The organism is Mucilaginibacter sp. 21P, from assembly GCF_019331605.1.
GTDB lineage: Bacteria > Bacteroidota > Bacteroidia > Sphingobacteriales > Sphingobacteriaceae > Mucilaginibacter > Mucilaginibacter achroorhodeus.
This window is the reverse complement of record NZ_CP063061.1, coordinates 1,459,923-1,478,305: the sequence shown is the minus strand read 5'-3', so window position 1 is coordinate 1,478,305 and position 18,383 is coordinate 1,459,923. Positions and strand designations below refer to the sequence as shown.

The window sequence follows — 18,383 nt, the reverse complement described above, 5'->3', positions numbered from 1 at the left end:
AAAGAGAATAGCCTGTTAAAATTACTTTAATAGGCTATTTTATTTTCAATTTAAATTTCATGAGGCGCAACGTAAGGCTTGGCATATGCCAATCTACCCAAAGGATCTATAGTATAATAACTATCTAATCCGGCAGCAGTGATCGTTCCTGCTTTGTAATGGTCTATCATGCCATCATTCCCAATCAGGCCATCTTCGGTAAGGATGTACATTATCTTGCCAATAACTATGGTGGTGCCATTCAAGTCCACATCTATTGTTTTTCTTAACTCCAACCCGATCCGGACATTTGCTTCTTGCACAAACGGAGCTTTAAAACCATCAATATACAACTCCTCAAAGCCGCATTCCTTAAATTCTGAATCGCCCGAGGGATAGCTGGCGCTGGTTTGATGTGCCTGCTTATACAAATCAGGTAGGATGTTATTAAGCGTATACTGGCCTGAGGAAAGGATGTTCTTCAGCGTGTCGTTGTGTTCGCGTTGTGGCCTCATTACCAACCCAATTAACGGTGGGTTGGCGCCAAGATGAAAAGTTGAACTAATAATGCAAAGATTACTTACGCCGTCATCATTAGCTGTGCCTAACAAATTAAGTGCGCGGAAACCAATAAGGCTGTTGATCAGGTTCATGCGGTAAAACTTTTCCATTTTACCTATCTCATCGTTTTTAAAATTCTTCATTTAAAGCATTTTCAAGTTTCCCATACCACCATCAACGTGCATTACCTGTCCGGTCATCCATTCACTTTCTTCCGACAGCAAAAAAGTTATCGCCCGGCTGATATCCTCGGGTTTTCCGATCTTCCCTAAAGGGTGCCTTTTTTCTGATGCCTCTCTTTTCTCCGGTGTACTGAGTAAATTTTTCGCAAGTGGGGTATCTGTCAAAGATGGCGCTACTACGTTAACCCTGATCTTTGCCGGGGCCAGTTCTGAAGCAAGCGAAAGAGCAAAACCTTCAACCGCTCCTTTTGCTGCTGCAATGCTGGCGTGATAAGCCATACCGGTACTGGCGGCAACAGAACTTACTAAAACTACAGAACTCCCTGCTGCATTTTTTAGCTGTTTAAGTGTCTGCTGTATCACCTTTACCGCTCCAAAAAGATTGAGCTGCATATCGGTCATGAAATCATCCATCGTTAGCCGGTTAAAAGGCTTCAGATTAATGCTCCCCACCGAATAGACTAACCCATGTAACTGCTGAGGTAAAAATGCTTCCACATCACCCATCTCGCCTGTAACATCAGCAGACAGAAAATGAACATCCGGTCCCCACTCTTCAGATGAAGACCTGGAGATAAGATAAACCACCGCCTTTTGCGCCTGAAGCTGTTTTACCACAGATAACCCGATACCGGAACTGCCACCGATAATTAAAACATTTTTGCCTTCAAAATTCATATACCTATAATCGCAAAAACGCCTTTTTGGTTTTATCCTCACAATTCCTTTATTCCGTGCGATGTGTTGGTGAACAATAGCGTGATACTCAAACCTTCTGCCACGCCAAACGTCTACTTACTACTTCAAATACTTTAAGGCAGTTTTCTACATGGACAAAAAAAGAGTACTGGTTTCTGGTGCCAGCATTGCGGGCCTAACGCTTAGCTATTGGTTACAGCGATATGGGTTTGATGTAACCATCATCGAGAAAGGTGGCGATCTCCGCTTAGGTGGCCAAAATATTGATGTGAAAGGTCCGGCTGTTGAAGTAGTGAGGATGATGGGGCTTGAAGAAAAGATAAAAGCCGCCAACACCACTGAAGTTGGTATCAAGTTTGTAACTACAAAAAACAAAGTTGTAGCTGAATTTTCAAAAGACGATGCTTTTAGCATGACCCAGGAATTGGAGATCTTGCGTGGCGATCTGGTTGAGATTCTCTATAACAAGGCAAAGGCGAATGCAGATATCCGTTTCGACGACCACATCACTGCCGTAAACAACCTGGACAACCACGTTGAGGTTGAATTCAAAAGCGGTGCAAAAGAAAATTTCGATCTGCTTATTATCGCCGAAGGTATCGGTTCTGCCACAAGGCAAAAGGTATTTGGTAATGAGGTAAGCTTCGCTTATCTGGGAGTGTACACATCATATTTCACAGCGCCAAAGGCAGCCACTGATAGTGAATGGGCTCGTTGGTGTAACGCACCGGGTGGCATTGTTTTTTTAATACGGCCAGATAATTATGGTACAACACGGGCATCTGTAAATTTCCGATCGCCGGAGCGTGGGTATGAAAAGCTTCCGCTTGATGAGCAACGAAAATTGCTCACTGATAAAATAAAAAATGTATGTTGGGAAGCACCGAGGCTAACCGAAGCGATAAATAAGTCTGAGGATCTTTACCTGGAAAGGCTGAGCCAGGTAAAGGCAAAACGATGGCACAAAGGCAGGGTTGCCATGATAGGCGATGCTGCATACTGCGTAACCCCAATTGGCGGTAAAGGTACCGACCTTGCAATTGCCGGTGCTTACATAGTTGCCACAGAACTTGCCCGCAACACCGATCATACCAAAGCGTTTAAAGCGTACGAAAACCGGTTAAGACCCTATGTTGCCAAAGTACAAAAACTGCCGCCGGGCGTTCCTAATTTAGTTTATCCACGGTCGAAAATGGGTGTAGCCATTCTAAATACTGCATTCAGGGTTGCTGGCAGTAAATTTTTCAAGGCTGTTATGAAACTTTTTGGGAAGGATAAAAAGAAGCCAAAAGAGGAGTTAGAATTACCTAAGATTTAACGGTTACAGCATCTTTTTTCGGCCATGTTTTTCACACCATCACATGTCCTTTTTCCCTCTCACATGTAAGTAAATACTGCTGGGATGCACCATACCCAATGTTGAGCCGGGCTTAACATTTAAATATCGCTTCAAGTATTTATCTAATATCGCTTTTGAGTGCGAAATGTAATAAAGGTTATTGCCGGGTACCATGGGTTTCTCATAGTGCAGGCCACCCCGGCTATCAACTGTTACTGAAAAGGAATAGTAAAAATCTTTTTTGGCGTGCTTTATAGAGATATTAAATGTGGGATACATATAATCGTTATCCGTTGGGTTGGTTTCAAGTATATTACCTGTTACACGGAGCGTTTCTATCTTAATGGAGTTGCTCTTGCTTGTTACTACAGCTGGCTGCCGCGCGAAAAAAGCTTTACTATAATCTTTTTCTGCAGAGTCAATAAGGTTTTTAACAAACATTGGTATCGCGCCAGGTTGGGGCCTTTAATGTCGCCAAATCTTTATGTACTATATCTTTTATAAAGTTCTCGGCATAAAAGGTCATGTATAACTTAGCCCCCCGCAGGTCTATAGAATCTTCCTTCGCCTCAATAAGCTGCAACAGCATGCTATCACGTGTTATCTTTTTTACCCTAAAAAAAAACCTTCGCCGCGTAAAAAATAGAATCGATTCCCCGGGCTATGGGAAAATTGATTGACGCTTTCTTTGTCGGACTATAGATAGAAGCCGAATCGTCAGACACAAATTTTATTTGCCAGGTGGGCTCTAACTGGTATCCATCCTCATTAAACGACAAGCCGTTATCTAACCTGCGGGCCACCTCTATATAGTTAATATCAAATACCGGTTTAAAAGAAATTCGTTCTTTTTTATTACCGTTTTTAGCTGCGTTACCTTGCTTGCAATTTACCAGGCTAAAAAGCAGCATCAACAAAAATAAACCTTGACTTAATGTTTTAATTATAGAAGTTGAATTCATAGTGATAGATAAGCTGTGCCAAATAATATTATTTCAAATATATATTTTATTTAAATAATTTTATCAAAACGCTGTAATTTCAAAATTAAATTCTGAAAATATCAATAGAGCCCGGTAGGAAAACTTCCCCGGGCTTTGCTTTTTTGTACAAGATTTAGGTTATTAAGGATAATCTTTATTGCTATAAAATAAACCCCGCAGGTTCACCTTAGCGAACACTGCGGGGGTGGCAACCGCTACGTTACAACTCTTTATCCTCAAACATCTTTGCGTCGCGGGTATTTTTTTGTACGGCAATGGCGGAGAACATGCTCAGGCAAAACGCCATTGCGTAAAAGCCTTTCTCGCTTCGGGCCAGTCCTGCATTCCATAAACCTATTGTTAGTAATACCATCGCAGCTATGGTTGCAAACCAGCTTATGCCATAGTAAAGGTTAGACACCGTTAGTCCCTCGGCCCTGTCGCGCACACTTTTCTGTACGGAAATCACTGCGAATAAGCCAAATAGCAATATGGTGAAGTAGTACCCTTTTTCGTTAAGCTGTATATCTGCATTCCACAAGCCAATACAATAGCCTGTTATGCCAACCAATAATGCAAACCAGGATGCACCTATAAATGCCGGGGTTGGTTTAAAGGGATTCCTGGTTCTGTCTCCATGTTTCAGGATGGATGATGTCTCTTCTGTTCTGTTTTGTAGCGGTTCCATAATTTTAATTTTTTTGTTGTTGATATGGAAGCAAATGTGCGGTGAACTGCGGAGCTACTAAAACAATAATATCATTCAAACTGATGATATATTTTATTATTTTTATACCAAAACGGCTACAATTTAAAGAATGGATTCACTTTCGGCACTTAATGATTTACTTGATATTGATGACAAAAGGCAATTCAAAGCATTTCTACAACGTAAAAACAAACGAACCGATGTCAAGAATTTAGATCTACTTAAATTTATAGAAACTGATGATATAAATCATAAAAATAAATTATACAAAGGTCAAAAAAATAACGACGCATACCATGCATTGCGTAAAAGATTGCAGGATAACCTGCTTTTGTTTCTTTCGCAAAAAACTTTTGAAGACGATAGTTCTGATACTTATGATTCACTAAGATTGGTTGTTGTTGGGCGCTTCTTATTAGAGAATGATCTAACCAGGTTGGGTTTTAAATGCCTGGATAAAGCAGAAAAACTCGCAGAACATTTGGAGCAATTTAACCTGCTCAACGAGTTGCTTTCGCTAAAGATACAATATGCGCACTTGCATGGTGCCGAAAGGTTTGAAGGTCTTATTGAGCGTTTTAACCTTAACCAAACAAATATGCAGCGGGAAGCAAAGCTAAACATGGCTTATGCTTACCTGCGGACGGAATTACAGGAGATACATCTTAAAGGTAAGATAGTAGATCTTACTGAGCTGATGGTCACGACTATCAAAAACTATCAGATCTCTACGAAAGACCTGCAAACTTACAGATCAGTTTACCAGATATTACTTATAGCTAACGAATACGCCGCTATAAACCATAACTACGGACTGATAGCAAAATTTATAACAGCGACAGAAAACTTTATAAGCCAGAAAGCCAACCAAAAGCCTTACCTGTTCTACCATCTGTCCATGTTATATTTATTAGCGAATTATCATTTAAGAACACGCGTTTTTAAAACAAGCGCAGCCTATTTAGAGGATATGATGTGCCTGATGCTTACAGATACGCGGTTCTATTGGGTTTTCTACCTGCGCTATCAACTATTGCACGCTTTAAATCTATTCTACACCGGTTTTGCAGAAGACGCTATTTTCACGCTGGAACAATCGCTCAGGAAGAACAGGCAAACCTTTAAACAGGAAGATATCGAGGATCATCGTTTATGCCTAACTATGTTTTGGGCCCTATGCGGCAACAAGCGTTGTGTAAAACAATTGAGCCATTTTAACCATACAGATGCCTGGTACGAAAAGAAAATGGGGATGTTGTGGACCATCAGGAAAAACCTGATGGAGATACTAATATGGGCGCAGTTTGATGAGATAGATCCGGCAACCTCAAGATTGCAAAGCTTTAAACGCCGGTACAAAAAATACTTGCTGCAAACATCAGAAGAGCGGGTGATCATTTTTATTAAGCTGGTCGAAAAGTACCTTATAAACCCGGATATCGTTTCAGAGGCGGCTTACAAAAAAGATGTTATGCAACTATTGCAAAACGAGCAGAAAAGTGATCTGTTCATTACAAGTTTCGTAGCCTGGCTCATTGCCCAGATAGAAAAGAGATCTGCATATTATGTATTGCTATCAATAATCCAAGGCAATCAACTTCATACTAACAAATAAACAGAACAGCATCTATCTCAAAAAGACATGCAAAAGCAATTTTATATGTTTAAACATTTATTTTAAATGTAGTATCGTTATCTTTACTTTAATGATCTGATTTCGGAGATTTAATATGAAAAAGATAGGATTTTTATCATTTGGGCATTGGGCCAATCACCCGGCTTATCAAACCCGCACCGCAGCCGATACACTGCTGCAGTCGATAGACCTTGCAGTAGCTGCTGAGGAGATCGGCCTTGATGGAGCATATTTTCGTGTCCACCACTTTGCTGCACAGTTAGCATCACCATTTCCATTGCTATCTGCCATTGGCGCTAAAACCAGTAAGATAGAGATCGGGACTGGTGTGATAGATATGCGTTATGAGAACCCGCTATACATGGTTGAAGATGCAGGCGCTGCCGACTTGATATCTGGTGGGCGCTTGCAGTTGGGCGTAAGCAGAGGCTCGCCGGAACAGGTTATAGATGGCTGGCGATACTTTGGCTATGAACCCGCAGAAGGCCAGACAGATGCAGATATGGGCCGCGAAAAGGTGCTGCAATTTTTAAGTAAATTAGATGGTGCAGGTTTCGCGATACCTAACCCCAATCCCATGTTTCCTAACACGCCGGGCTTACTACGTTTAGAACCTTATGCACCCGGCTTACGCGAACGTATTTGGTGGGGCGCAGCAACAAATGCTACCGCAGTTTGGGCGGCAGAAAATGGCATGAACCTGCAAAGCTCTACATTAAAGTTCGACGAGAGCGGCAAGCCGTTCCATATTCAACAGGCCGAGCAGATCCGCCTTTTTAAAGAAGCATGGAAAAATGCCGGTCATCAACGCGAACCGCGCGTGTCGGTAAGCCGATCGATCTTTGCTTTAATGAACGACCAGGACAGGCTATACTTTGGCCGCGATAACAAAAGCACGGATAAATTCGGCTACATTGAAAGTGATACCCTTGCTGTATTTGGCCGCAGCTATGCAGCCGAGCCTAACAGGCTGATCGAAGAATTGGCAAAGGACGAGGCCATACAAGAAGCAGACACAGTACTTTTAACAATTCCTAATACTTTAGGGGTTGATTATAATGTACATGTGCTGTCATCCATACTGGACCATGTTGCCCCTGGCTTAGGCTGGCGATAATAGATTTGAGAAATATAATAAAATCAAAAGAGCGACTTATAGGGTTGCTCTTTTGATTTTTAGAAATCCTCGGCGATCTCAAAAATCATTTCTTCTCCGGAAACAGGGTGAGTGAACGCCAGATAAGCGGCGTGCAGATGCAAACGATCTGCGGATATGCCGTAAAGGTCATCGCCCAAAATTGGGGCATTTAAGCCTCTCTCATGGGCGGCGTGCATTCGAAGCTGGTGGGTACGGCCCGTAAGCGGCCAAAAATGCACCTTGGTTTTGCCGTTTTGTCTGTCAACTACTTTCCACTTTGTTACCGCTTTTTTCCCATGTTCAAAACATACCAGTTGGCGGGGCCGGTTCTCCGGGTCGCCCCTTAGCGGCAGACTGATCTCTCCTTCTGCATCGCTAATTATGTCATTAAGTAGTGCCGTGTAACGTTTGGTTACTGTGCGTTTAAGAAATTGCTGCTGTATATGCTTATGCGCTTCTTTTGTTTTGGCAACTACCAATAACCCCGACGTAGCCATATCCAGCCGGTGGATGATCATCGGCTCAATTGTCTCAAAACGCTGTTTTAGCCGTGTGTAAACCGAATCGGTAATATTGATACCGGGTACGGATAATAACCCGTGCGGCTTATTTACTACTACAAAGTGTTCGTCCTCATAAACAATATCCAGCGGTTTATTTTCACCGGGATTAATGAGCAACGGATCATCATCTAGCTCAATACCTTCCAGCATGTGTTTAAGGATGGGTTTGCATTTACCGGTGCATGCGGGATAAAACTGCTCGTGCACCCTTATCTCCGATTTTGGAGAGGTTCCCCACCAAAACTCTGCCATGGCAAAAGGTGTGTAGCCCTGCAGAAAAGCATATTGCAATAGCTTGGGCGTAGCGCATTCGCCTGCCGCCGATGGCACGCCTAAAACCGTTTCGCTGAAAATATCATGCAAACTTTTAGTTTGCCCTTGCTGGTTCACGAAAACATATTGCTCAAAAAGCTGCTGCTGCAAGCCAGCCGACATTTCCCTGCGCTGCTTCTTCAAGGTTTCTACTCTATCGCTAAAGATTGCTATCCGGCTCCTAAGTTTATCTAATTGTTCCTCGTGCCTGGCACCCAGTAAATTTAGCTGATGCTTATCGTGCAGGCTTCCTTTTATCATCAGGGCCTCAAACGCTATATAAGCTTCAGCGCTGAGTGCTTGCTTTTGCACTTCGCGTTGTTTTTTGCGGTCGAGCTTATTAGCTTTTAGCTGACCCTTAAAATAAGCTAAATCTTTCTCCGTTTGCGCTATTAAATTTTTGAGCTGCTGCTGTAAAGCGATATAGTCCGGATTGGCTTCAATCTCTTTAACCTCGCGGTTGATATCGTTAAGCATGTATTGGCCTTTTAAGAAAAAGCCATCCTCGGTAAGCATATCAAATACCGGCGGCACAAAATAAGAGTGATCATTAGAATTGGCCAGTTTGCCCGAGAACCCGGATAAGTAGCCCAACTTACCTTCCTCATCTTGAACTATCAAAACGCCGAACATTTTACCGATAGCTGTGCCTTCGGCATCTCGGTCGAGACCAAAATTATGGTCGAGATCGGTTTGGCCCTGGAGATAATTTTTAAGCTTTTCTGATGCGATCAGCGCCAGCGGGTGTGGCTCGTAAAAAAACGGAAAGGTAAAACGCGCGGGCAGGTCTATCCCCTCAATCTCGCTCTCATCAAAATAAATTACCTTGCCGACCATGTTGTGCACCTTCAATTTTTCTGCAAAAGTACAGTAATTCAAATTTGCCACGTCCACAGAAACGAAAAAAGCCCGCAAACATCGCGTCCGCAGGCTTCTAAATCAAATTGTTGCGTTATTGGTTTTCGGTAATTTTCACTAACTCAATCTTATGTTTTACCGGTTTATTGCTTGCATATATCTGGTTGATGAGGTTGTTCATTTTATCCTGCCAAGCTTTTTGGGTAGCGGGATTACTGCCGCGTTCATAAAGGTCATTGTTTATCCAGCCGTTGGTTTTCTTTAGCTCACGCATTTTTGCCCATGATGCCGGGTCATTATCTTTTTTAATGCCGTTAGCCCTTGCGAAATTATATACTTGCACGGCGTAATCTCGTGTCTCGCGCTCAACCGAGCCGCGTTCTTCGTTCAACTTTAATATTTGCAGTGCTTGCTGATACTGCGGTGTATTAGTGATCAGCGCCACGTTTACACCTTTTGCCAGGTCGGCTGCGCTGAAATGCCCCATCGATTTATCATCTATTTTTAATTCATAATTACCGTCAAGGCTTCGTACTTTCAGCACCTCTTTGTTCAGGTCATCTGTAAACGGCACATAATTGAGTGCATATGATGCGGGGTGATGATCGCCGTTATGTTTCTCCTCATCAACCGGGAAAGGCAGCGAATTTGCCAAATAATCAAAACTTATAGCTTGTGCATTACCCTTAACATTACTGATGCTGCAGTTTACCGATGTCACAGCTTTAGCGTTTGCTGCATCAACAGTAAAATCTGCTACTTCCATTCCTTTTAAACCCTGGTTGCAAAGGAAAAGGTAGGCCCAAACTAAATGGCCGTAAGATTCAGGGTGTACCCTGTCGTTACTTCCGCTAAGGGTGAAATTTGGATCCGTTTGCTGGTATTGCTTGTTCAGCCTGTCCATTGGGTGATAAATATCAACATACGGCCAGTTATTCTTAGCTGCCGTGGCATGCTGCAATTGCACAATACGTTCAAAGGTGGCAGGTTTCTCGCGCCAACCGTTACCGTTTATCACCTTAGTAGTAAAATCGTAAGGAGAACCGCTCATCAAAGTAGTTTTGATCTCTTTATGCTGAATTAGCTTTGCTTGCAAAAGTTTAAAAGCACTGTCACATTTTGCAAATAGCTGGTCTGATATCTTAGCAGAGTCGCCGGTCATGTATTGAAAAAAACCAGAGTCATTCATTCCAAAGGTAAGGTCTATTTTATTTGGCTGCTTGGTAAGGATATCTTCATCGAAACGATTGTTGATATTGGCCACAATATCGCCTCCTACACCACCATTCATGATGGTAAAACGCAGGTTGGGAAATCGCGTCATGTAATATAACCAGATATACTGATGGTAGCGCCCGCCATGCGTAATGCTGTTACCAACAAAAGCCACCCTATCACCGGCCTTAAATAATTTGGCATTTTGCGGAACGTTCGGCAAAATCTTTTTTGAACAGCTTTGCATTGTAATACTGCTGCCAAATAATGATATCAATAATAAGCTTTTAGTGAATCCTTTTTTAAGGCGTAAACACGTGTACTGTTTAAACATTTTAGTTAACTAATTAAATCCTAAACAATATTAAATAAAATTTGCTAAATCGTTTTAACAACTAAAAAATAAATTTTATTACTCCGATCAGCTTGTATATATTGTTAAAATCTAAAAGTCGCAAACAGCCCTATCATTCGTCATTTTCACACCTCGCCGGCTTATATATTTATCCCGAGATTTGACTTATCAAAACAACTAAAACAAGGAGATCGATCACATGAGAAAAATAATCTTATTATCGTTTATCACATTAGATGGCGTAATACAAGGCCCGGGCGGCCCCGAAGAAGATACTTCAAACGATTTTAAATTTGGCGGCTGGACAGCTCCATATGGCGATGAGGAATTGGGAAAAGCAATGCAGAAACAATTAGAACCTGCCGATCTGCTGCTGGGCCGCAAAACCTTCGACATTTTTGCAGGATATTGGCCAAAGAACGCGCAGTATTGGCCGGGCATTATGGAGGTGAATAAATATGCCTTCTCTAACACGCTTACCGAATCTGCCTGGGAAAATTCGCATTTTCTGAAAACAGTTGATGATATCAGGCAACTTAAAAACTCCGAAGGTCGCGACCTTAAAATATGGGGCAGCAGCGAATTGGTTAAACTGCTATTGAAAAACGATCTGATCGACGAGTTTTGGCTAAACATCTACCCCATCATCCTGGGTAATGGCAAAAAGCTTTTTGGTAACGATGCCATGCCTAAAGAATTTGAACTGGTTGAAAGCCATATAACACCAAAGGGGGTTATTGTTACCAACTACAAAAAAAGTGGTGAAGTTAAGACCGGCTCCGTAAGCCCGGAATAGTTTTTCCGTATCGCTTGAGAATTAATCAGCCGCTTTTAGCGGCTTTTTTACTTTGATAGATAGAGATGTATATATTTGTTTATCGCCAATAAACCAATATGAGAAACATCTTCATTAAAAGCTTAGTCCTATTATGTCTTTTAACAGGCAGCGCATTAGCGCAGGAAGTGAACCGGTTACCCGCATGGGCATTAGGAGGCTTTGAGCGCGAAACTACACTAAACCCTATCATCTCACCTGATAGCACAACGCGCTTCCTGGATCCCTTACTTAAAAAATATGTGGGCTGGGAATCTAACGACACCTTTAATCCCGGCGCCGCGGTTTACAAGGGTAACATTGTAGTGCTTTACCGCTCTGAAGATAAATCGGGGGTTGGTATAGGTTACCGCACCTCAAGGTTAGGTTACGCAATAAGTAAAGATGGTTTACATTTTAAGCGTGATAAAACGCCGGTGTTCTACCCGGATAACGATAGCCAGAAAAAATACGAATGGCCGGGTGGCTGCGAAGACCCGCGCGTTGCTGTTACCGCTAACGGCACCTACGTGGTTTTCTATACACAGTGGAACCGTGATGTGCCGCGCCTTGGTGTAGCTACATCAAAAGATCTTAAACACTGGATCAAACACGGGCCGATTTTTGAAGATGCTTACGAGGGAAGGTTCTTGAACATCCCGCATAAATCAGCGTCCATTCTTACCAAAATTGTTAATGGTAAACAAGTTGTAGCCAAAGTAAAAGGCAAATACTGGATGTACTGGGGCGAATTACACGTTTATGCTGCAACATCAACCAACCTGGTAGACTGGACACCGGTTGTTAACCCTGATGGTAATTTAACTGAACTATTCTCGCCCCGTAAAGGCTACTTTGATAGCGAGTTGACCGAATGCGGCCCGCCGGCCATCATAACTGATAAAGGAATTGTGTTGCTTTACAACGGCAAAAACAAAGCAGGCAATGATGGCGACAAGCGTTTTACGCCGAACAGCTACTGCGCCGGGCAAGGCTTATTTGATAAGAATGACCCGCTAAAATTTATCACCCGATTGGATGTGCCGTTTATGCGCCCAATGGCCTCATTTGAAAAAAGCGGACAATACCCGGCAGGTACGGTGTTCCTGGAAGGTATGGCTTATTTTAAAAAGAAATGGTTCCTGTACTACGGTGCTGCTGATTCGAGGGTCTGCGTAGCGGTTTATGATCCTACCAAGCCCGCAAAAGCCGATCCGATAAATTAAGGCAGTTATAACACCAGTCTGGATTAGATGCTTGATTTGCTTTTTTGATACACAGGATAACGATACCTCATTTTCCAAATACCTATAAAAGCGATTCCTGAAAACAGTAAAGGCAAAAAATCGTCTAAAGGACATTGCCTCATCTGATAACTTACTAAAGTCCCTACATTGGGAAAAAAGGAAGGTCCCGACCCTGCTGAACAAGAACCAGATGGATTAAAGGTGTACAAATACGTGTTGGCTGGTGTAGAAGGGACAGGACAACTGGCGGAAATTGGATTGGAATAGTACGAAAGATCAACGAAAATAAATATATACCTGTTGTAAGTGGTGTAAACCGCACCGTTAAAAAGGCAACCCTGTTGAGCATTAACATCAAACACAACAGCACGCAAAAACACCACAGTACTAATAATGTACTTTTTAAAAGTAGTCCCTGGATAAGGTACTTGTTTAATTAGTTTCATTTAGAACAGGTTAAATTAGTAGGGGACACAATTTTACAAAAAGCATTCCCTATAGCTCTAAGTTTTCGTCTCTTTTGCGGCTGATTGTTAAAATTTTAACCAATGTTATTAATCTGATTTCTCAATGATTAAAAGTTGAGGATTATGCGATAGCTATGACTTGCTTATCATATAGATTACCCGAATTTCAACCTCTGCAAGATTAAGAGTTAGCCAAACCATTTCAGCTTTCGCCATGTTGCTTATGCATGCGTCCATCGGCAGTTACCCTTATTTTTCCTCATCAGTTATTTAAGAAACACCCGGCAGTTGGTGCAGGTCGTCCTGTTTATCTGATCGAGGAAGGTCTGTTCTTCAATCAATATAATTTTCACAAGAAAAAGCTGGTGCTGCATCGGGCATCGATGCAATACTATGCCGATTTTCTAAAAGAGCAGGGCATTAATGTAACTTACATTGAGGCAACGGATAAGCTTTGCGATATCCGCAAACTCGTCCCCCATTTGGTTAAACAAGGCGTGGATAACATCCATTACGCCCACGTTGCAGATGATTGGTTGGGAAAACGCATTGTATCAGCCTGCGAAAAACAAAATGTCGGCATAAAGAAATACGATAGCCCGAACTTCCTGAACAGCGCCGAAGAAGTGGCCGATTACTTTGACGGCCGTAAAACTTATTTCCAGACGGATTTTTACACCGCCCAACGTAAACAGCGTAACATATTGTTAGAGGGCAAAGACAAGCCGCTTGGCGGAAAATGGACCTATGATGTTGAGAACCGGCAAAAATTCCCGAAGAATGAGATAGTACCCATGCTAAACCCTCCTACGGAGAATAAATATGTAAAGGACGCCATAACATGGGTAGAAAAACATTACCCTGATAACTACGGCGATACCCGCTCGCCTTTTGGAAACATCGGTGGCTTTTATCCGGTAACCCATCAGCAAGCGCAACTTTGGCTTAAGGATTTTTTGAAAAACCGCTTTCAAAAATTCGGGGTTTACGAGGATGCGATGGTCATCGGCGAAACTTTTTTATATCACTCTATTCTGTCGCCGCTCATCAATACCGGCTTGCTTGACCCGCAGGAGGTAATAGATAAAACCCTGGATTATGCAGCCGAGAATGACATACCTTTAAACTCGCTTGAGGGTTTTATAAGACAGGTTATGGGCTGGCGCGAATTTATTCATCTGGTTTATGAGCGCGAAGGTGTAAAACAGCGCACTAAAAATTACTGGGGTTTTAAACGCCGTATTCCAAAGACGTTCTGGACGGGCGAAACCGGAATTTTACCTGTTGATATTGTGATAAAGCGCGTGCTGCACACCGGGTATAGCCACCACATTGAGCGCTTAATGATCATGGGAAACTTTATGCTCTTATGTGAGTTTGACCCGGATGATGTGTACCGCTGGTTTATGGAAATGTATATAGATGCTTACGACTGGGTAATGGTACCCAATACCTATGGTATGACACAATTTGCCGATGGCGGATTGATGATGACCAAACCTTACATTAGCGGCAGCAACTACCTCATGAAGATGGGTAACTGGCCCAAAGGCGACTGGCAGGAAACCTGGGACGGCCTGTTCTGGCGTTTTATGCACAAGCACCGCAAGTTTTTCACCCAAAACCCGCGACTGGGTATGCTGGTAAGATCCTTCGATAAAATGGATGAGGCTAAAAAGAAACGCCATTTGCATAATGCAGAGGAGTTTTTGAAGCGATTAGATAAGCAGCGCGAATAGTTTACTCACCCCGACTTTGCTTCGCTCGTTGACCCTCTCTGCTGCAAGCAGCAAAGAGGGTTAAAATACCTTAAAACAACCTGTCATGCTGAACGTAGGGAAGCATCTATCGCCAGTACGGATGATGAATAATAGATTCTTCGCTCTCGCTCAGAATGACACACTGGTTGACGAATATAAGGTGATTAAAAATAAACTTTCAAAAACTTTTGAAAGTTTAAAAAAAAGTATTTACATTTGTACATGCAATTACCAGAAGCAAAGCAAAAATTTATAGAAACATGGGGCAAGTTAGGCTCAGAATGGGGTATTAACCGCACCATGGCCCAGGTACATGCACTGCTGCTGGTAACACCAGATGCTTTAACTACCGAACAGGTGATGGAGGAACTTAGTATATCTCGCGGTAATGCCAACATGACCCTGCGTGATCTGATGAGCTGGGGCCTGGTAGAAAAGCAATTGAAGCCTGGCGAACGCAAGGAGTACTTTTACGCAGATAAAGACATTTGGAACATTGCCCGCCAGGTTGCAAAAGAGCGCCGCAAGCGCGAATTGGAGCCGGTTTTAAAAACCCTGGAAGAACTGGTACAGGTAAAAGGCGATAAGAACGACCCTGACTTTAAAACATTCAATAAATCTATGACAGACATCAACAAAATGTCTAAAAACGTTGACCGTATGCTTGATACCATGCTTAAAGCAGATGAAAGCTGGTTTTGGGGGTCGATTTTTAAAATGTTCAAATAGGACATTTTTTTTGCTTACTACATTTCAATATTTACTGAAAATACGAAACATATAAATAATAACATCTATAAACCTATCCATCATGAAAACACTTGGCAATTACACTATACTTTACGATGCTGAATGCCCTATGTGCAAAATCTACACTAAAGCATTTGTAAAAACCGGGATGCTTGATGCTGCCGGCAGGGCACCCTACCAGGAATTGGCACCAGATGCTTGTCCGCTGGTTAACCGTCAGCGCGCAGCAGATGAAATTGCATTAGTGAACCGGCAAACCGGCGAGGTTACTTATGGTATAAAAAGCTTATTCAGAGTGTTGGGTAATAGGTGGCCGGTATTTAAAGGGCTATTTAATTTTACACCCTTTGTTTGGCTAATGAGTAAGGTATATGCTTTTATATCTTACAACCGCAGGGTAATTATCCCTGCAAATACCGAGAATTATATTTATCAGCCTACTTTTAAACTCCGCTACCGCATAGCTTACCTGCTTTTCACCTGGTTTATTACAGCTGCAATACTTACCAACTACGCAACCTTATTGCAAGGGATGGTACCAATTGGCAGCGCCTACCGTGAATACCTGATTTGCGGCGGCCAGATCTTGTTCCAGGGTATTTTTATCAGCCTGTTGTTCAATAAAAAACGCTGGGAATATTTAGGTAACATGATGACCATCTCTTTTGGTGGTAGCCTGTTGCTGTTGCCTGTGGTGCTATTTAGCAGTGCTATTGGCATGCATCCGTTATTCTATACCCTTTACTTTCTGCTCGTAGCAGGCCTTATGTTCCTTGAACACATCCGCAGAAGCAAAATAATGGGCATTGGCTGGTGGTTAACCATTACCTGGGCGGTTTACCGTGCGGCAGTGCTGGGTGCTATTTTGTATATTTAAACTTATCATCATGAAATTCAACAAGATCATATTAGCAGGAGGTGCCGGCAGCCTTGGCACTAAACTGGCCGAATATTACAGCGATAAGGCGAATGAGATAGTGATACTGAGCCGCAAGCCTAAAGCCCCTCAAGGTAACATCCGTACCGTCGTTTGGGATGCTAAAACGGCCGGAGATTGGATAAAGGAACTGGACGGGTCAGATATACTCATTAACCTGTGTGGTAAAAACGTAAACTGCCGCTACACCGATAAGAATAAAGCAGAGATACTAAGTTCAAGGTTGGTACCTACCCGTTTGCTGGGTGAAGTTATAGCCAGATCAGAAAATCCACCTGCGCTTTGGCTCAATGCCGCATCAGCAACTATTTACCGCCATGCAGAAGACCGTCCGCAAAATGAAGAAACCGGGGAGATCGGTTATGGCTTTTCAATAGACGTTTGCAAGCAGTGGGAGCAAACTTTCTTTGAGCAACAAACGCCCAAAACGCGCAAAGTTGCGTTGCGCTTAGGTATTGTGTTGAGCCGAAATGGCGGTGCTTTCCCGGCGCTTTGCAACCTTGTTAAATTTGGCCTCGGCGGTAAGCAAGGCGATGGCCGCCAATACGTAACCTGGGTACACGAACAGGATGTAGCCGCCATTACGGAGTGGACTTACGATCATCCGGAAATTAATGGTTCTGTTAACGTAACATCACCAAACGCACTGCCCAATACCGAAGTGATGCGCATTATTCGCGATACTTACGGCATCCCGGTTGGATTGCCTTCTCCCAAATGGCTCTTGGAGATCGGCGCTGCCCTTATAGGTACCGAAACGGAACTGGTGCTTAAAAGCAGATGGGTTTACCCGAAACTACTTTTAGATAGCGGCTACCAATTCCAATACCCCGAAGCTGCCCATGCCATCCATGATCTGCTGAGCATCAAATCTTAACCTGATCTATCATGCCAACCAACCGGAAACAATTACAAAAACGTATTAAGCTATTGATATGGATGATCATTATTGGCCTGGCCTTAAACGGCATCACGGCCTTCCCTATCGAAACAGAACTGGCCTGGCTTAGCACCAACTCGGGCTTTATGTCTGCCCATGCGCAACACTGGCTAAATACCGTTTACAATGCAGTTAAAGCTACAAACGCTGCATATCCGTATTTATCTTATGGAACTGATTGGCTGGCATTTGCTCACCTGCTGTTGGCGGTACTTTTTATCGGTCCGCTGCGTGATCCGGTGAAGAACATCTGGATAATTCAATTTGGCATAATTGCCAGTATAGCCATTTTTCCGCTGGCTTTTATTGCCGGCAGCATCAGGCATATCCCTTTTTTCTGGCGACTGATAGATTGCTCATTCGGGGTAATTTGTTTGATACCGTTGTTAAAGGTGCGTATATACTTAAAACAATTAGATAGGACAAAACAACCTTACGCAACGCCTGTTAAACTTTCAAACCAAGAATTATGAGTATCACATTAGCGCAAGCAGAGAAACTTTCGAATACAGCAAAAATTAAAGCTACAGAAATTGGTGTAGCTATGAACATCGCCATTGTTGATGAAGGGGCCAACCTGGTTTCATTTCACCGTATGGATAACGCATGGCTTGGATCGATTGATATCGCCATAAAGAAAGCTAAAACGGCACGTTACTTTGACATGAACTCCGGCGAGATAGGTAAATTATCGCAACCGGGCGGCCCGCTTTATAACATCGAACACTCTAACGGTGGATTAATAAGCTTTCCCGGTGGCGTTGTATTAAAAAATAGCGACGGTAAAATCATTGGAGCCATAGGTGTATCAGGCGGCACTGTAGAACAAGATCATGAAGTAGCTTCTGCTGCTAACGAGTCATCAAATTTTTAAACAACTAACATAAAATCCTTGCAGATATAGTTCTCAGGCCTTGCAAAAATTTGCAAGGCCTGAGA

General features: G+C 42.7%; 20 protein-coding genes. 11 read left to right on the top strand and 9 right to left on the bottom strand.

The features are described from left to right. Positions 1–50: 50 nt before the first annotated feature. Together INP83_RS06560 and INP83_RS06555 are read right to left on the bottom strand one after the other, a co-directional pair. Positions 51–683: a flavin reductase family protein gene (locus INP83_RS06560; RefSeq protein ID WP_219126773.1), complete on the bottom strand. Its 633-nt coding sequence runs from the start codon at positions 681–683 to the stop codon at positions 51–53. Next, positions 684–1,400, bottom strand: a complete 717-nt coding sequence (locus INP83_RS06555) for an SDR family NAD(P)-dependent oxidoreductase (protein WP_219126772.1) — start codon at positions 1,398–1,400, stop codon at positions 684–686. 151 nt (positions 1,401–1,551) lie between these two features. Here INP83_RS06555 and INP83_RS06550 point away from each other — a divergent pair, with 151 nt between their 5' ends. After that, positions 1,552–2,739 carry an FAD-dependent monooxygenase gene (locus INP83_RS06550; protein ID WP_219126771.1) on the top strand — a complete coding sequence of 396 codons (1,188 nt, stop codon included), beginning with the start codon at positions 1,552–1,554 and terminating at the stop codon, positions 2,737–2,739. Between the two features lie 39 nt (positions 2,740–2,778). Here INP83_RS06550 and INP83_RS06545 read toward each other — a convergent pair whose 3' ends face one another. The 4 genes from INP83_RS06545 to yiaA form a co-directional block, all read right to left on the bottom strand. Beyond that, the gene (locus tag INP83_RS06545) at positions 2,779–3,201 is read right to left on the bottom strand and encodes a hypothetical protein (protein ID WP_219126770.1); all 423 of its coding nucleotides are present in this window, start codon (positions 3,199–3,201) and stop codon (positions 2,779–2,781) included. Next, positions 3,191–3,349: a hypothetical protein gene (locus INP83_RS06540; protein ID WP_219126769.1), complete on the bottom strand. Its 159-nt coding sequence runs from the start codon at positions 3,347–3,349 to the stop codon at positions 3,191–3,193. Before INP83_RS06540 ends, INP83_RS06545 begins: the two co-directional genes overlap by 11 nt. Positions 3,350–3,374: 25 nt before the next feature. Then, positions 3,375–3,722, bottom strand: coding sequence for a hypothetical protein (locus INP83_RS06535; RefSeq protein ID WP_219126768.1), 348 nt, complete (start codon positions 3,720–3,722; stop codon positions 3,375–3,377). 241 nt (positions 3,723–3,963) lie between these two features. Further along, complete coding sequence (gene yiaA / locus INP83_RS06530; protein WP_219126767.1) at positions 3,964–4,431, bottom strand: inner membrane protein YiaA; 468 nt, start codon at positions 4,429–4,431, stop codon at positions 3,964–3,966. A 130-nt stretch (positions 4,432–4,561) separates the two neighbouring features. On the opposite strand from yiaA, the gene INP83_RS06525 reads away from it, so the two are divergent. Next, positions 4,562–6,067, top strand: a complete 1,506-nt coding sequence (locus INP83_RS06525) for a hypothetical protein (protein WP_219126766.1) — start codon at positions 4,562–4,564, stop codon at positions 6,065–6,067. A 115-nt stretch (positions 6,068–6,182) separates the two neighbouring features. Continuing rightward, complete coding sequence (locus INP83_RS06520) at positions 6,183–7,205, top strand: LLM class flavin-dependent oxidoreductase (RefSeq protein WP_219126765.1); 1,023 nt, start codon at positions 6,183–6,185, stop codon at positions 7,203–7,205. 59 nt (positions 7,206–7,264) lie between these two features. On the opposite strand, the gene INP83_RS06515 is transcribed toward INP83_RS06520, so the two are convergent. Together INP83_RS06515 and INP83_RS06510 are read right to left on the bottom strand one after the other, a co-directional pair. Continuing rightward, complete coding sequence (locus tag INP83_RS06515; RefSeq protein WP_219126764.1) at positions 7,265–8,938, bottom strand: RluA family pseudouridine synthase; 1,674 nt, start codon at positions 8,936–8,938, stop codon at positions 7,265–7,267. A 115-nt stretch (positions 8,939–9,053) separates the two neighbouring features. Beyond that, entirely contained in the window at positions 9,054–10,508 is a 1,455-nt protein-coding gene (locus tag INP83_RS06510; protein WP_219126763.1) for an SGNH/GDSL hydrolase family protein, read from the bottom strand. 220 nt (positions 10,509–10,728) lie between these two features. On the opposite strand from INP83_RS06510, the gene INP83_RS06505 reads away from it, so the two are divergent. Beyond that, positions 10,729–11,325, top strand: coding sequence for a dihydrofolate reductase family protein (locus INP83_RS06505; protein ID WP_146268958.1), 597 nt, complete (start codon positions 10,729–10,731; stop codon positions 11,323–11,325). 98 nt (positions 11,326–11,423) lie between these two features. Then, a complete protein-coding gene (locus INP83_RS06500) occupies positions 11,424–12,569 on the top strand; it encodes a glycoside hydrolase family 130 protein (RefSeq protein ID WP_219126762.1) in 1,146 nt (381 codons plus the stop codon). A gap of 23 nt (positions 12,570–12,592) precedes the next feature. On the opposite strand, the gene INP83_RS06495 is transcribed toward INP83_RS06500, so the two are convergent. After that, entirely contained in the window at positions 12,593–13,036 is a 444-nt protein-coding gene (locus INP83_RS06495) for a hypothetical protein (RefSeq protein WP_219126761.1), read from the bottom strand. Between the two features lie 248 nt (positions 13,037–13,284). Between INP83_RS06495 and INP83_RS06490 the strand changes: the two genes are divergently transcribed. The 6 genes from INP83_RS06490 to INP83_RS06465 all read left to right on the top strand — a co-directional run bounded on the left by INP83_RS06490 (position 13,285) and on the right by INP83_RS06465 (position 18,318). Further along, the gene (locus INP83_RS06490) at positions 13,285–14,796 is read left to right on the top strand and encodes a cryptochrome/photolyase family protein (RefSeq protein ID WP_219126760.1); all 1,512 of its coding nucleotides are present in this window, start codon (positions 13,285–13,287) and stop codon (positions 14,794–14,796) included. Positions 14,797–15,039: 243 nt separating this feature from the next. Next, the gene (locus INP83_RS06485) at positions 15,040–15,546 is read left to right on the top strand and encodes a GbsR/MarR family transcriptional regulator (RefSeq protein WP_146268962.1); all 507 of its coding nucleotides are present in this window, start codon (positions 15,040–15,042) and stop codon (positions 15,544–15,546) included. 82 nt (positions 15,547–15,628) lie between these two features. Beyond that, a complete protein-coding gene (locus INP83_RS06480; RefSeq protein WP_219126759.1) occupies positions 15,629–16,444 on the top strand; it encodes a DUF393 domain-containing protein in 816 nt (271 codons plus the stop codon). Positions 16,445–16,454: 10 nt separating this feature from the next. After that, a complete protein-coding gene (locus tag INP83_RS06475; protein WP_219126758.1) occupies positions 16,455–17,381 on the top strand; it encodes a TIGR01777 family oxidoreductase in 927 nt (308 codons plus the stop codon). An 11-nt stretch (positions 17,382–17,392) separates the two neighbouring features. Further along, positions 17,393–17,917 (top strand): hypothetical protein, encoded by a 525-nt coding sequence (locus INP83_RS06470; RefSeq protein ID WP_219126757.1) that lies wholly within the window; start codon positions 17,393–17,395, stop codon positions 17,915–17,917. After that, positions 17,914–18,318, top strand: a complete 405-nt coding sequence (locus INP83_RS06465) for a heme-binding protein (protein ID WP_146268965.1) — start codon at positions 17,914–17,916, stop codon at positions 18,316–18,318. Before INP83_RS06470 ends, INP83_RS06465 begins: the two co-directional genes overlap by 4 nt. Positions 18,319–18,383: the final 65 nt, after the last annotated feature.